Origin of the sequence: Pinibacter soli, from assembly GCF_029961145.1 — a bacterium.
Lineage (GTDB): Bacteria > Bacteroidota > Bacteroidia > Chitinophagales > Chitinophagaceae > Pinibacter > Pinibacter soli.
Map to the genome: position 1 here is coordinate 612,904 of NZ_JASBRG010000007.1, position 14,731 is coordinate 627,634.

General features: G+C 41.1%; 13 protein-coding genes. 5 read left to right on the forward strand and 8 right to left on the reverse strand.

Going from position 1 to position 14,731, the window contains the following annotated elements:
* Window positions 1-107: 107 nt before the first annotated feature.
* Window positions 108-3,146 carry an AsmA-like C-terminal region-containing protein gene (locus tag QJ048_RS13460; protein ID WP_282334892.1) on the forward strand — a complete coding sequence of 1,013 codons (3,039 nt, stop codon included), beginning with the start codon at window positions 108-110 and terminating at the stop codon, window positions 3,144-3,146.
* 288 nt (window positions 3,147-3,434) lie between these two features.
* Window positions 3,435-4,118: a hypothetical protein gene (locus QJ048_RS13465; protein ID WP_282334893.1), complete on the forward strand. Its 684-nt coding sequence runs from the start codon at window positions 3,435-3,437 to the stop codon at window positions 4,116-4,118.
* A 306-nt stretch (window positions 4,119-4,424) separates the two neighbouring features.
* On the opposite strand, the gene QJ048_RS13470 is transcribed toward QJ048_RS13465, so the two are convergent.
* The 7 genes from QJ048_RS13470 to QJ048_RS13500 form a co-directional block, all read right to left on the reverse strand.
* On the reverse strand, window positions 4,425-5,054 hold the full coding sequence (locus tag QJ048_RS13470; RefSeq protein WP_282334894.1) for an alpha/beta hydrolase: 630 nt from the start codon (window positions 5,052-5,054) through the stop codon (window positions 4,425-4,427).
* 114 nt (window positions 5,055-5,168) lie between these two features.
* A complete protein-coding gene (locus tag QJ048_RS13475) occupies window positions 5,169-6,107 on the reverse strand; it encodes a ring-cleaving dioxygenase (protein WP_282334895.1) in 939 nt (312 codons plus the stop codon).
* Window positions 6,108-6,184: 77 nt separating this feature from the next.
* On the reverse strand, window positions 6,185-6,493 hold the full coding sequence (locus QJ048_RS13480) for a hypothetical protein (RefSeq protein WP_282334896.1): 309 nt from the start codon (window positions 6,491-6,493) through the stop codon (window positions 6,185-6,187).
* 320 nt (window positions 6,494-6,813) lie between these two features.
* A complete protein-coding gene (locus tag QJ048_RS13485) occupies window positions 6,814-7,392 on the reverse strand; it encodes a Crp/Fnr family transcriptional regulator (protein ID WP_282334897.1) in 579 nt (192 codons plus the stop codon).
* 107 nt (window positions 7,393-7,499) lie between these two features.
* A complete protein-coding gene (locus tag QJ048_RS13490; RefSeq protein WP_282334898.1) occupies window positions 7,500-8,108 on the reverse strand; it encodes an alpha-ketoglutarate-dependent dioxygenase AlkB family protein in 609 nt (202 codons plus the stop codon).
* Complete coding sequence (locus QJ048_RS13495) at window positions 8,105-8,308, reverse strand: Ada metal-binding domain-containing protein (protein WP_282336700.1); 204 nt, start codon at window positions 8,306-8,308, stop codon at window positions 8,105-8,107. Before QJ048_RS13495 ends, QJ048_RS13490 begins: the two co-directional genes overlap by 4 nt.
* Window positions 8,309-8,474: 166 nt before the next feature.
* On the reverse strand, window positions 8,475-9,326 hold the full coding sequence (locus QJ048_RS13500) for a methylated-DNA--[protein]-cysteine S-methyltransferase (RefSeq protein WP_282334899.1): 852 nt from the start codon (window positions 9,324-9,326) through the stop codon (window positions 8,475-8,477).
* Between the two features lie 215 nt (window positions 9,327-9,541).
* On the opposite strand from QJ048_RS13500, the gene QJ048_RS13505 reads away from it, so the two are divergent.
* Window positions 9,542-10,375 carry a DUF5995 family protein gene (locus tag QJ048_RS13505; protein WP_282334900.1) on the forward strand — a complete coding sequence of 278 codons (834 nt, stop codon included), beginning with the start codon at window positions 9,542-9,544 and terminating at the stop codon, window positions 10,373-10,375.
* Between the two features lie 104 nt (window positions 10,376-10,479).
* On the opposite strand, the gene bla is transcribed toward QJ048_RS13505, so the two are convergent.
* The gene (bla, locus tag QJ048_RS13510) at window positions 10,480-11,220 is read right to left on the reverse strand and encodes a BlaB/IND/MUS family subclass B1 metallo-beta-lactamase (RefSeq protein WP_282334901.1); all 741 of its coding nucleotides are present in this window, start codon (window positions 11,218-11,220) and stop codon (window positions 10,480-10,482) included.
* 140 nt (window positions 11,221-11,360) lie between these two features.
* On the opposite strand from bla, the gene QJ048_RS13515 reads away from it, so the two are divergent.
* Both QJ048_RS13515 and QJ048_RS13520 read left to right on the forward strand, forming a co-directional pair.
* Complete coding sequence (locus QJ048_RS13515; protein ID WP_282334902.1) at window positions 11,361-12,320, forward strand: ion channel; 960 nt, start codon at window positions 11,361-11,363, stop codon at window positions 12,318-12,320.
* A 67-nt stretch (window positions 12,321-12,387) separates the two neighbouring features.
* Window positions 12,388-14,661, forward strand: a complete 2,274-nt coding sequence (locus tag QJ048_RS13520) for a glycoside hydrolase family 20 protein (RefSeq protein ID WP_282334903.1) — start codon at window positions 12,388-12,390, stop codon at window positions 14,659-14,661.
* Window positions 14,662-14,731 lie beyond the last annotated feature (70 nt).

Sequence of the window (14,731 nt, forward strand, 5' to 3'; positions counted from 1 at the left end):
TTTATGATATATTGTTTTCCATATTAGCATTTACTTGCAACGTTAGTGCCTTATTTTTGCGACTACTTAAAATTCAATTAAATAAAAACTAGAAAACCCGGATATCCATGCTAAAGAAAACGCTAAAAATCGTTGGGATCATTTTGCTGGTATTGATAGTGGTTGCCTTTGCGGCTCCGTTTATTTTTAAGAGTAAGATCCTTAAAATAGCAAAGACCGAGATCAACAAAACACTCAATGCGAAAACAGAATTTTCCGATGTAGACATTTCGTTCTTCCGGCATTTCCCTCGCGTAGCAGTGGCGCTTGACAACCTCAGCATTACCGGCGTTGAAAGTTTCGAAAAAGACACACTGATTGCTGCGAAAAGAATCGATCTGGCGCTAAACATCATGAGCGTTATCAAGGGCGACGAAATGAACATTTACTCCGTTACCATTGATGAACCGCGCATCCACGCCATTGTGAATAAAGATGGCAAGGCTAACTGGGATATTACTAAGCCTGATACGGCCAAAGTAGACACCAGCACCTCCCCTTCATCTTTTAAAATGAAGCTGAACAAATACTCCATCAACAACGGTTACATCAGCTACAAAGATGAGCAGGGAAATATGAGCGCAGAGATCACAAATCTTAATCACGAAGGTAGCGGCGACTTCACGTCTGACCTTTTTACACTCGCAACAAAAACTGACGCAGACGAAGTAAACTTTAGCTACGGCGGCGTTCCATATTTAAACAGAACAAAAACTTCTATCGATCTGGATATACAGGTGGATAATAAAAACAGTAAATACACTTTTAAAACAGACAAGATCGCGTTGAATGATCTTAAGATCAGCTCAGAAGGTTTCTTTCAATTGGTGAATGACAGCACGTATGGAATGGATGTTAAATTCAATGCGCCTTCTACTGACTTCAAGTCAATTCTTTCTTTAATTCCTTCTATTTATCAAACTGATTTTAATAAAATAAAAACCAGCGGTAGTGCACTTTTCAACGGTTTTGTAAAAGGGACTTATAGCCCTAAACAAATTCCTGCATACAATCTTAACCTTGAGGTAAAGGATGGTTTCTTCCAATACCCTGACCTTCCAAAACCAGTTAAGAACATTAACCTTGCAGTAAAAATAGACAACCCTGATGGTGTTACAGACAACACGGTGGTTGATCTTTCCAGAGGTCATATTGAAATGGACAATATGCCGTTTGATTTCCGTTTGTTATTGAAGAAACCAATGACGGATCGCTATATCGATGCGGCAGCAAAAGGAAGACTTGATCTTTCACAGGTTACACAATTCGTAAAGCTGGATGGCTCTACAAAACTTGCAGGTGTGGTGGATGCAGATGTTGCAGGAAAAGGAAATCTCTCTGTGATCATGCAACAGAAACCAGGCGAATTCAGTGCAAAAGGATTTATTGATGTAAACAAATTGTACTATGCATCAAAAGATTTTCCACAACCGATCCAAAATACCAGTGCGAAGATAATCATTGACAATCCTGATGGCGTACCGGATCACACAACAATACAAATTCCTGCGGCACACGTGGAAGTGGGCAAAGATTATGGCGATCTTACTTTGTCATTGAAAAATCCCGCTACCGATCCTGATTTTGATGGCACTGCAAAAATTGCATTCAATCTGGCAAACGTTGCACAGTTCTACAAATTTGAACCGGGCACTTCTCTGGTGGGAAATTTGAATGCCAATGTGAGTTTTAAAGGGAAAAAATCATACATCGATAAATCGCAGTATGACGCTATTCAAATGGCGGGAACACTGGCAGCGAATAACATCGTGTACAAATCAAAAGATTACCCTGATGGCGTTGAACTGAAAACATCTCAACTTACTTTCAATCCTAAAAACATAACGGTTAATAACCTTGCAGGAAATTTCCAGAAAACAAATTTCAATGCAAACGGCACGTTTGACAACCTGATTGGTTATTCGTTGAAAGACGAACCTTTGGCGGGAACATTAAATGTAGCTGCTGACAAAATTGATCTCAACAAATGGATGGGCACAACGCCGGCGACAGACACTGCTGCAGCTGCCGCTTCATCAGAACCCTTTGTTGTACCTGCGAACATTTCATTTGTATTAAATGCAAAAGCCGATCAGGTAAAATATGACAAAGTCGACTACAACAATGTTGCCGGAACGGTGATCATTAAAGATCAAACTGTAACATTGAAAAATGTAAGCACACAAGCATTGGATGGCTCTATCGCAATTGACGGAAGCTATTCTACAAAAGCAAGTAAAAAGAATCCAGCGATCAGTCTTACATACGACGTAAACAATCTCGATATTCAAAAAACATTTTACGCTTTCAATACGGTACAGAAAATTATGCCTGTCGGCAAATTCATTTCCGGTAAAATGCAGTCTAAGCTGACCATGAATGGAACGTTGGGACAAGACATGATGCCAAATCTTGGAAGTCTTACAGGAAATGGCAATCTGTTATTATTGCAAGGTGTATTGAGCAAATTTGCGCCTGTAGACAAACTGGCTTCTACACTAAATGTAAGCGCTCTGCAAAACCTTTCGCTAAAAGACGTAAAAGCTTATTTTGATTTCGCCGGCGGTAAAGTATTGGTAAAACCGTTCAAGTTTAATGTAAGCAATATCGACATGGAAGTGGGTGGTACACACGGCCTTGATCAAACGATCGACTATGCGATCAATATGAAAGTACCGCGCAGCATGATGGGAAGCGCAGCCAATAACCTGATCAACAACCTGTCCGCAGAAGCAGCGAAAAAAGGCGTTCCTGTTAACGTAGGTGACATTATTCCGCTGACAGTACACATGGGCGGCACTATAACAAACCCAACCATCAAAACGGACATGGCAAGCGGATCAAACAGTCTTGCCGACGAGATGAAAAAACAAGCAACCGACTTCGCTAAAGCAGCAGCTGATAGCGCGAAAATTGCCATCAAAGATTCTGCAAAAGCGATCAAGAACCAGGTGATCAACGATGCGAAGAAAGAAATCACTGATAAGTTGTTTGGTCAAAAAGACACCACAACAGCCACTCCAAATACAGTAGAAGACAACAAAAAGAGAATTGAAAACGCCGGCAAAAGTGTAATCAATGGTCTCTTCAAAAAGAAAGGCAGTTAATCAAAGACACTCAACATACTTCACGACCCGTCGGCTTTCTGCTGGCGGGTCTTTTTATTTCACGCAAAGGTGCAAAGGGAAAACAAAGGACGCAAAGGATATGACGAATTCTGAAGAGCACTCTTGTAATCCAAAGCTTCTCAATTGTGCCTGAAACTTTTTTTATAGACGTTGCTGAGCCGAATATCAAAAATCCTTTGCGTCCTTTGTTTTCCCTTGGCGCCTTTGCGTGAAACCTTTGCATGAAATACCTGAAATCCTTATATTTAGTATTGAACACCCATTGACATGACCAGACTGCCGTTATTATTTTTGCTTACTCTTGCAACCTCTGTCCACGCCCAAAGCAATTTCGTCACGCGGGACAGTGCGCATATTTTCTGGCAACCCGGAACCGTGCTCTCTCTTTCTGATTTTAAAGGAGACAGCACCGACAAATACAAAGAACCTCATGGCAGTTCCAATATAAAAGCCTTTGCCCATATTGTCATCTGGAGCATTTTGGATGTACCAAAGAAAAAGAAAGACAGAGGCAGGAAACTGGAGAAAGCCTACATCGCTCCCGCTTTTGATATCACTGGGTCTTTTGCCCTTACAAGCGATGCCACGCAAATTGCCAAACAACAAATATATTTTGACATTGCAGAAGTCTGGGCAAGGTGGGGAAGGCAACAATTAAAATCATACCAGGAAACTGTTCCCGGTTATGGAATTGTTTTTAGCATGTACGCTACTGTTGTAAGAGATATGAAGGCCCAGCAGGCAAAAATGAACGACGATTACGCAAAAGAAATTTTTAACGGCAAATCGCCGGATGCGTTTACAAAATGGAGAAAATTGATTGATGACAAACTGGAAGAAACAAAGGCCTGGGCCACCACACCTCAAGAATGCTTCCGTTTCATAAGTGACAAACCCGTTGAGGAGGATTACGAGCAATCACCGACAGTGATGAGCGCCATCCCACAATAAGAGAGCACGCAGATGACGCTGATTTAGCAGATTTACGCTGATTTTTAACCGCAAAGAACGCGAAGTGGACACAAAGACAACGAAGGTATTTTACAACTTCGAACATACTTTTAAATAGCTGCGTCATAAAAAGAAAGGGAACAAAGATATCTTACAACCTTCGCTCCCTTTACCGCCTGCTATCTATTTTGCTGCCAACTTCTTTGCCCTTTGCGGTTAGAAAAAGCAACTCCTGAATGCTATTACCCAGCAAACAAAAAATCAGCTCAAATCTGCTAAATCAGCGTCATCTGTGTGCAAATCGTCTTATCCAATGTGCTTCTTAAACCACTCCACTGACAGCTGTATATCTTGTTGCGTTAAGCCATGACTTGTCTGTAAGTTGTAGTCTGCCACATCAAAGCCAGCTTTTTTCAATACATCAACATAACGTACTGTTGCTGCTGGATCAATGGTTGGATCACTGGCACCATTGCTCATGAAGACAGGCGTTTTCTTTGTATTAACTACTGTGGCAGAAATTTCTTTAAACGGCTGCATGGGTCTGTACAATATTGCACCCGCTAAAAAATCGGGATATTGTAAAAGCGTGGAGCCTGCAATATTCGCTCCATTCGAATAGCCAAGTGCGATGATTTTACCAGCATCAAAATTTTCCTTCACGGCCAAGTCCTTAATAAAATGCACCATTTCATCTGTTCTGAACGCAAGATCTTTCTCATCAAAAATGCCCATTCCCAGACGTTTGAAAAACCTTGGCATTCCTCCTTCCGAAACATTCCCACGCAAACTGAGAATATTAAAATTGTCTCCGAAATATTTAGCTATCGGCAAAAGATCATTCTCATCTCCTCCGGTGCCATGTAAAAGTAACAGAGTGTTTTGTGTTTTCGTTTCGGCGGGTTGGTATATATATTTAAGTTCGCTATAGTTCATGATTGTTTCCTTTTTTTTAAATAACTGAATAATTGAATAATTGAATGTTCATATTCGAAAAGTCTCTTCGACTTTCAACCACTCAGTTTATTCAGTCATTCAGTTATTCAATTATTAATTCAACGGCACTAAATGCGCTTCTATTTTCTTTCTCTGAGGTTCGTACTGAACAGGCAGTTTGAGGTTTTTACCCAATTCTTCTACCGGCTCATCTACTGTGAAACCAGGATTATCTGTGGCTATTTCAAACAACACACCACCAGGCTCTCTGAAGTATAATGAATGGAAATAGTTACGGTCTATTTGCGGTGTTATGTGTAAGCCAAGCGCTTCTATCTTCTCACGCAATTCCATTTGCGTAGCATCATCTTTTACACGGAAAGCGATGTGGTGTACTGTACCATTGGCGCCCAAGCCATGGTTTTCATTCGGCAGTTCCACGATATCTATTATGTTTGCTGTAGCTATTGCATCAGTAGCATAACGGTAGCGATTACCTTCTTGCGCTATCAGTTTGTAGTCAAACACATTCGTCAATATTGACGCTGTTGGTTTAGCGTCATTCAATGTTAATGTAACATTATAAAAACCTTTTGTCGCAACATTCGCTTTTACTTCATCTGTTTCGAATGGCTTGCGGCTATCAGTGTCATCAGTTTCTATCAACTCAAGTTTCAAGCCATCCGGATCGAGGAAAGTAAGATAACGCGCACCGAATTTTTCTGCGATATTGTTATAAATAACGTTCTTTTCTTCAAAACGTTGTTTCCACCATTCTAGGCTTCCTTTTGGCACAGAATAACCGATCTCTGTTGCCATTCCTGCACCTCTGCGACCTTGTCTCACTGCACTTCCCCAAGGGAAGAATGTAAGGATGGTGCCGGGAGTTCCTTCGTAGTCACCGAAATAGAAGTGATATGTTTGTGGGTCGTCGAAATTTACTGTTTTCTTGATAAAACGTAGACCCAATACTTTGGTATAAAAATCAAAATTACGTTTTGCATCTCCAGCGATAGCTGTTATATGATGTAGTCCTAAAATTCTGTTTGTCATATAGTTTCCTTTTTTGATAACACAAAGTTCTAACAGCGATGAAAGATTTCCATTGAACTAGGACAAGAAATAAAGAACTATTCTTTTTGGCTGAGTGCCTGCAGAATTTCCGTTTGTAGCAAGCCGCTTCCTCCGCCATAGTGCTGAATAACAATTACATCCTCGCAGCGGGAAGTAAAATACGAGCGTAGTCTTTTTTCGCTGGCCTCCTCTATTCCTGAGCCGAGCAAAATGATGTCGAAATTATTCTCGCTGAATATCTCCATCGCCTGGTCGTCTGTCTGCACACCAACACCCTTCCAGTTTTCGGTTTTATTAATAACCCTCACCATAGTATCAACAATATCAGCGTTGCGGCAGATGTATAAAATGCTTATTTCTTTCATGATTGTTATTTTGGTTACACTATAAAGAACACTTTACAGCGCTACAAAGTTGCTGCACGAATAAGTTACAAACATTGAACCAGAACAAGAAATGGAGGAAGGTTAAATTTAAGGAAACAAAGAAAAAGGAATTCGTTTCTGCGCAGCATCAAGATTTACCACTAAGGCACTCAGGACACTAAGCTTCACTAAGAAATACCTTATAGATGACGACTATTCAAATAATTTAACTTCCCTTAGTGAAACTTAGTGTCCTCAGTGCCTTAGTGGTAAAGATTCGGGGCTTACCCAAAAGACCGCAGCACATCATACACTGGCAGTTATTTCCTAGACAGCTTAGTCCTCACCTTACTCAAAAACTCAGGTGAAAAACCAAGGTAAGATGCAATATAATGCTGAGCCACCCGCTGGGGAATGGTCGGATAACGTTCAATAAAATCAAGGTATTTTTCTACCGCTGTTTTTGCAATGGTCTGAAAAAGCCGCTCCTGCAAACGTGATAAATTGCGCTGCACCATAATCCGAAACATCCTTTCAAAACATGGAGCTGCTCTAAGCAGTTTTTCTTTACTATCGGGAGTCAATATTAGCAGTTCACAATCTTCCAATGTCTCTATAAACATGCGACTCGGCTTTTGGTCGTGAAAACTTGCGATGTCGCTCACCCACCATTCTTCCGTTGCGAACTGAAGTGTAACCTCTGCTCCATTTTCATTAATGTAGTATGTTCTCGCACATCCCTTTTCAATGTACGCCTCGAAGCGGCAAATCTCACCCTCTTGTAAAAGCAACGTTTTTTTGGGAACAATTTTAGGCTGCAATAAAGAATTGAAGAGTGTCATTTCCTCCTTTGTAGCAGTAACGTATTTTGATGCATAGGAACTGATGTCGTGGGTCATGGCACAAATATAGGGATGAACATGGAGATGTGGCATGTACGATGTAAGAAGTACGATTTGCGAAATTCGCTAGAATGATTCATCCTAAACACTATCGTACATCGCAATCACTGATCAACAATTGTCCGAAAAGTCAGATTCACTCTCGGCGAAACAATCTTTTTAGATTTTGGCAAACTGTGCAGCCAATTGGTTTGCGTGGCGCCTTTCATTAAAAGCAGGCTACCGTTTTCAAGCAATATGGAATGCGATTCGCCGGTGCGTTTGTGTTTGAATGAAAATTTCCTCTCTGCACCAAAACTAAAAGAAGCAATACTCGTATTTACGCCAAGCGAGCTTTCATCATCGCTGTGCCAGGCCATGCCCTCGTTGCCATTGTGATATAAATTGAGCAGACAGGAATTATATTTGGTGCCAGTCAAATTCTCAGCGATAGTTTTTAATGCAAGTAATTCTTTTGTCCATGGCAAAGCTTGTTTTGTTGTGCCGGAATATGTGTATGAATAACTGGAATCGCCGTACCATGCTGCTTTTCGTTTTGTAATTATGTGCCTGCCAAAAATCACCGTCTCGTCATTCTTCCATTGAATTTCCTTTAAAAGCGTATGCAAATAATTGTTTGCTTCAGGTAACGGAATGATTCTTCCATAGTAAACTACTTCACCATCATAAGGCAGAAGATTTTCTACGGTATCATTGTCAAACAAGGTTGTCATAGTTTTTCAGCTTTCCATTTTTTATAGTCATCATACATGCATTGCGCACAGGGCCTGAAGCCATGGTCAATTGACTCTTCCACTGACTGGAAAAAAAATCTATTCGCTTTCTTCATCCGCTTTCCACTCTTGCAATCAAGCTTTCCATAAATTTTCAGCTTCACATTTCCACCGAAATTAATTTCATTCGCTCTTATCATTTTGCGAAGATCAGAATCATTGACATCGCTATGTTTTATCAAAGCAGTTCTAATTATAGTTAATAAAGAATAATTAACAGGTGTAGCAAATAGAACGAGTGCAAACTTGCAGAAAATGCATGCTACAATCACCTTTAATCAGCAGCACAGAAAGCATTACTAATTTCTAATTTCTAATTCGCCTCCTCGCTGCTTCCCATCCAATCATCGCACTCTTTCTCGCACTTCCCCAATGATATTCGCCTGTTTCCCCGTTCATTCTGATTACGCGATGGCAGGGAATCAGAAATGCCACCGGGTTGCTGCCAATCGCCGAGCCTACAGCCCGTGACGCTGTTGGTGCGTCGATCAACTCTGCAATGCCTGAATATGTTTTCAATTCTCCAGCTGGTACTTTAATCAAAGCGTCCCATACTTTCAATTGAAATGCGGTGCCTTTCAGGTGCAATTTTATTTGCGACAATTTGCTCCAGTCTTGTGTAAAGATAAAAAGCGCCTGTTGCTGATTGGCGTCTACCAATTGGGAAAACTGTGCATTGGGAAAACTATTTTGCAATTCATTGAACGCCGCGCCTTGTCCATCATCCGCAAAAGCCATGTGGCAAATACCTTTTGGTGTAGATGCGACGATCATCTCACCAAAAGGCGTCTCTGCAAAACTATAATTGATTGTAAGTTCCCTCCCGCCGTTTTTAAATTCGCCCGGCGTCATCCCTTCTATTTTAATAAAAAGATCATGCAATCTGCCTGTTCCTGAAAGTCCGGTATCGTAGGCTGTATCAATCAAAGACGATTTTGTCTCTTTCAAAATATCCTTCGCATACTCAATACTTAAATATTGTAAAAACTGCTTTGGAGTAATGCCTGCCCATTCTTTGAACATCTTTTGAAAATGAAAAGGGCTCAAATGCACATGTGCCGCTGCATCCTCAAGTGAAGGTTGCTGTTTGAAATTATCTTTATAGAAGTTGATTGCATCCGCAATTCTGTTGAAATTAATCTGCTCTTGCAATTCCATACTTTTTTGTTTAATGGCTCAAAATTACAAGCGGAATTGACGCCCGAAAACCCGATTCTTGCTTTGTTTATAAAATTATCTTTTTTTTGGAGACAAGCATTTGAACACTATTGAACATCCTTGCGTCGCACTCTTGAACTGATCAACAATGATGAGCATTGAACTTTATTGCACAACTTTTGTTCAACAGAATAACAACCCAAACTCAGCGCCATATGCAAGCAAACACCATTGATGAAGTCTTAACAACCCTTGAAGCAGTCATCGAAGAATCTATTACCACCAACAACCGAGCAGGCTACTTCGCAGCCCTGTATCACAAAGTAACCTATCAGGTGAAACTCGGCATCAAAAATGGAGAATTTGAAGATGGCGCAAGAATGGAACAGCTCGACGTAATGTTTGCAAATCGTTATCTCGCTGCATATGAACAGTGGAAAAACAATATTAAACCAACGGGCTCCTGGGACATTGCTTTTACTACAGTCGGCAAGCGCCGAGCACTGGTATTGCAACATTTGTTACTCGGCATTAACGCACACATCAATCTTGATCTTGGCGTTGCAGCAGTGCAAGCTTTAAATGGAGGGCCTTTGCCAAACATCCAAAAAGATTTCGCTGCTATCAATAGCATCATTGCATCACTAACCTACGAGGTAATGAATGAAATAACACGCGTATCTCCACTGCTTTCATTGATGGGACTACATGCAACCAACTATAACGCCATCATCATACAATTCAGCATTGCCAATGCTCGCGATGGTGCATGGTGCTTTGCGGAAGATCTTTATTCCAAACAGGGCGCGGTGTTCAACAGTTGTATAACGGACCGCGACAAAACCATTACAAAACTTGCAGAAGGACTCGTAAGCGCAAAAGGTATTTTACGCTTCACGCTTTGGCTCATTCATTTGTTTGAATGGAAAAAACCATCAAGAGTTATCAAGGCTTTGTACACCTACAAAAAGAAAGACTTTAGTAAAATGGATATCGAGGCAAGTTCGAAGGTTGTCGCCAATAAAAAGGTTGTACCAAATCCGGCCTAGTTTTTTCAACAACAGATGCAGCGAATACTCTATTTTAATCGATGATCAAGACCTGACAGGTTTTAAAACCTGTCAGATCTATACAACATCCGAAATAAAACAGACTAGTTTTTCTTTCCCGCTTCATATTCCTTTATCAACTCGATAGTATGATCAATTGACCGTTTATCTCTCCAGCCCTGATGCCCGGGAATTACAAATTGCGGATCAGGAAATTTTCGTTTAAGATTTTGCATTGTTGCCGGCCATGCTTTTACATTGGCGTCTTTGAGGTTTCCGAGATCAATAGCATCGGTGCTTTTGATCAGACATCCACCATACAATACTTTTTCTTTCGGAAACCAAATCACAATGTTATCGTTTGTATGACCTGCACCGGCGTAGTAAGTTTGAATGGCGTATTCGCCTACATTAAACGTTGTATCTTTTGTGAAATAAAATTGCGGTTGTCGCCCTCCCCTCGTTTTGCATGAATCATATGTCGTTCTGGAACAAAATGTCTTGACACCTTTTGTTTTCAAAAAATCAACACCAATGGTACGGTCATCATGAAAATGTGTTGATATACACAGTACCACTTTTTTGTGATGCCTCGTTTGAATGCTTTCCAGCAATGGTTGAAACTGAGTTGTGTCCCAGGGCGTATCAATCATCACCACCCCTTTCGAAGTAACTACATACATCGCGTTTGCGGGAAACCACGTATCACCTAACAGGCTATACGTGGTATAAACATACACGTTTCCCGCAAGGTGTTCTATTTGCAAAGGCTTGGGTTTTGCTTGCGAAAAAGCAAAACAATTTATTAAAACAAACAGACAGGCAACTGCAATTTTCCTGATCATGGTGTAATTGATTTCAAGGCTCGAAGCAATATAAGGACATTTCAAAACCGGAACAATTCTTATAAAAGATGCAATCGTCTACCGATTTTCATTTCGCGCCTTTTCGCTAATATTACATTGCAATTATAACAACGCTTACTATGGCCTTACATAAACTCAATCCTTTTTCCAAAACCAATAACGATACTGGTTTCGGAACAAATGCCAGTAACTATGGCGGTCGTTTTATTAACAAAGATGGTAGTTTCAACCTGCAGAGAGAAGGAGTACCTTTTTTCAAACGCTTTAATGTTTATCACTTACTCATTAATATGCCCGGCTGGAAATTTGCAATTGTGCTCGTTGCATTTTTCATCACAATCAACCTGGCTTACACTCTGATATATGTGGCGATCGGCATCAATGGCTTGCAGGGATATTTAAGCGCAGATAAATGGTCAAGGATAAAAGAGATTTTTTTCTTTAGTACCGAAACATTTACCACTGTTGGTTATGGCCGCGTAAATCCTATCAGCGACGGAACCAATATCGTTGCGGCTTTTGAGGCAATGACAGGTTTTCTTTCATTTGCCATAGCTACCGGTTTATTCTTTGGCCGTTTCGCCAAACCCAGGGCCTTTCTTTCATTTAGCGATAATGCTGTGATCGCTCCCTATCAGGATATTACAGGTTTAATGTTTCGCTTCGCGTGTTACAAAGACGGTCATACACTTACAAATGTGGAAGTAAGAGTTAGCCTCGCCTTGCTGTCGAATGAGAATGGCGAAAACGTCTACAAATTCTTCGACCTTCCATTGGAACGGAAACAGGCAGATTCTTTGCCGATGAATTTTACCGTGGTGCATCCCATCAACGACCAAAGTCCTATTTACGGTTTTACTTTAGATGATCTTAAGACTGCAGATTTTGAGATCTATGTGCACGTGAAAGCATTCAACGATATTTATTCTACAAACGTTCTGCAACGTACTTCTTACACCTATGACGAAGTCAAATTTGACGTAAAATTTGTTCCAATGTATCGCGAAAGTAATGACGGGAAAAAAACCATTCTTGAAATGCATAAACTAAACACTTACGCAAAGGCAGCAAAAAAATAAAGGCCTTCAAATTACCTGCTGGCTTTCAAAACATCTTAAATTGTGCGGATATCGCAAAACCAACATGATGAAAAACATTCTCGCTTCGGCAATCCTGACAATCAGTTTATTACAGTTACATGCACAAAGCATCATTCCGGAACCCGCGGAAATCAAGGCTTCCAAGGCGGACTTTACAATCACTCCTTCCACAACCATCGTTATGCAAGGAACGGGTTTAGAGAATGCAGCTTCATTTTTCAACGCCTATCTGCAGAAATACTATGGCTTTCAACTGAAGGTTGCAAGCGGCAACAACACTGCTAAAAACAGCATTGTGCTGAACTATGAGAAAATGGAATATCCTGTTCCAGGAGCGTATGTCATGAATGTAAACAGCAAGAATGTCTACATCGCCGGCGATAATGCACAAGGCACTTTTTATGGCATACAAACATTAATACAATTGCTTCCGCCGGTCGCATCAAAGTCTTTGAAAGTTCCGGCTGTTGATATCAACGATCATCCGCGCTTTGCTTATCGCGGAGCAATGCTCGATGTTTGCCGTCACTTCTTCGATGTTGATTTTGTAAAACAGTACATCGATTATCTCGCTATGTACAAGATCAATACTTTTCACTGGCACTTAACAGATGATCAGGGTTGGCGCGTAGAAATAAAGAAATATCCAAAACTCACATCAGTGGGTGCATGGCGCGATGGCACCATCATTGGCCGTTATCCCGGCACCGGAAATGACAGCATTCATTATGGAGGATTCTATACACAAGAACAAATCAAAGAAGTAGTGAAATATGCTGCTGACCGCTACATCACCATCATTCCTGAAATAGAAATGCCGGGTCACGCATCTGCAGCGCTAACAGCGTATCCAAATCTTGGCTGCACCGGCGGTCCTTACAAAGTGCAGCAGACATGGGGCGTTTTCGATGATGTTTTTTGTGCGGGAAACGATAGCGTTTTTACATTCCTGCAGGATGTGTTGGATGAAGTCATTCCCTTGTTCCCCGCGGCATACGTGCATGTTGGTGGCGATGAATGCCCGAAAACAAGCTGGAAAAAATGTCCGAAATGTCAACAAAGAATCAAGGACCAACATTTAGCAGACGAGCATGCTTTACAAAGCTATTTTGTACAACGCATGGAAAAATACATCAACAGCAAAGGCAAAAAGATCATTGGCTGGGATGAAATTCTGGAAGGCGGCATCGCACCAAACGCAACCGTAATGAGCTGGCGCGGAGAAGAGGGCGGCATCAATGCAGCGAAGCAAAATCATGATGTGATCATGACGCCGAACACATATGTTTACTTTGATTACGCACAAACCAAAACTGAAGACTCAGTAACCATCGGCGGTTTTATTCCGTTGGAAAAAGTGTACAGTTACGAACCTATCCCAGCTGTTTTAGATGCATCACAACAAAAACATGTATTGGGTGCACAGGCAAATTTGTGGACAGAATACATCGGCTATCCTTCAAAAGTTGAGTACCAGGAGTTCCCGCGTTATGCAGCACTAAGTGAAGTACTATGGAGCCCTGCATCGAAAAGAGATTGGAAAAAATTCGAGCAAAAACTTCCTGATGTTTTTAAGAAACTGTCTTTTCAAAAAACAACCTTCAGCACAGCTTACTACGACATACAGACATCTGTTACGCCGGGTCCCGGAGGAAATGGCGTTTCATGGAAAGTATTCACCAATAACACAGCGGGAAAATTATTGGTGTACAACGCAGACAAGACAACTGTTGAAAAAGCGACTGTGTACGAATCTCCTATTGTGGTAACGAATAATGCCACTATGGTCGCCGTAGTAAAAAACGCTGATGGCACGCTTGGCAAAGAGGTGCGTCAAACTTTTTCTTTCAATAAAGCCACTGGCAAAAAAGTTACCATCACCAAAATACCTGACCCAAAATACAGTGGTAATGGCGGAGCTTCCGGATTGGTGAACGGCGTGAAGGCACAACGAGACATCAACTCGCCTGAATGGCTCGGCTGGTTTGGTGGCGATTGTGACGCAACTATAGATTTAGGAAAAACAGAAAACATTTCGAAAGTGAATGTTCACATATTGTATCAACCCGCGAGCTGGATCTATGCTCCCAAATATGTACAGGTACAGGTGAGCAGCGATGGAAAAAACTTCACCGATGCAGGACAATCTGCAAACGTTGTTTACGAAAGTTATAACATGGGCAACATCACCGTTAATTTTGCGAATACTAATTGCCGTTATATACGGGTATTAGTAAAAAATTACGGCACCATCGAAGAAGGCAAACAAGGCGCGGGAAATAAGTCGTGGACGTTTGTTTCGGAGATAGAGGCGGATTAGAGCGATGAGTGATGAGTATGTTGCGAAACTCATCACTCATCACTCATCACTCATCACTCATCACTCATTA

Excerpts from the sequence above, each read along its gene's own strand:
- QJ048_RS13460 (WP_282334892.1), top strand. The coding sequence starts at position 108 with ATGCTAAAGAAAACGCTAAAAATCGTTGGGATCATTTTGCTGGTATTG.
- QJ048_RS13465 (WP_282334893.1), top strand. The coding sequence starts at position 3,435 with ATGACCAGACTGCCGTTATTATTTTTGCTTACTCTTGCAACCTCTGTC.
- QJ048_RS13470 (WP_282334894.1), bottom strand. The coding sequence starts at position 5,054 with ATGAACTATAGCGAACTTAAATATATATACCAACCCGCCGAAACGAAA.
- QJ048_RS13475 (WP_282334895.1), bottom strand. The coding sequence starts at position 6,107 with ATGACAAACAGAATTTTAGGACTACATCATATAACAGCTATCGCTGGA.
- QJ048_RS13480 (WP_282334896.1), bottom strand. The coding sequence starts at position 6,493 with ATGAAAGAAATAAGCATTTTATACATCTGCCGCAACGCTGATATTGTT.
- QJ048_RS13485 (WP_282334897.1), bottom strand. The coding sequence starts at position 7,392 with ATGACCCACGACATCAGTTCCTATGCATCAAAATACGTTACTGCTACA.
- QJ048_RS13490 (WP_282334898.1), bottom strand. The coding sequence starts at position 8,108 with ATGACAACCTTGTTTGACAATGATACCGTAGAAAATCTTCTGCCTTAT.
- QJ048_RS13495 (WP_282336700.1), bottom strand. The coding sequence starts at position 8,308 with ATGATAAGAGCGAATGAAATTAATTTCGGTGGAAATGTGAAGCTGAAA.
- QJ048_RS13500 (WP_282334899.1), bottom strand. The coding sequence starts at position 9,326 with ATGGAATTGCAAGAGCAGATTAATTTCAACAGAATTGCGGATGCAATC.
- QJ048_RS13505 (WP_282334900.1), top strand. The coding sequence starts at position 9,542 with ATGCAAGCAAACACCATTGATGAAGTCTTAACAACCCTTGAAGCAGTC.
- bla (WP_282334901.1), bottom strand. The coding sequence starts at position 11,220 with ATGATCAGGAAAATTGCAGTTGCCTGTCTGTTTGTTTTAATAAATTGT.
- QJ048_RS13515 (WP_282334902.1), top strand. The coding sequence starts at position 11,361 with ATGGCCTTACATAAACTCAATCCTTTTTCCAAAACCAATAACGATACT.
- QJ048_RS13520 (WP_282334903.1), top strand. The coding sequence starts at position 12,388 with ATGAAAAACATTCTCGCTTCGGCAATCCTGACAATCAGTTTATTACAG.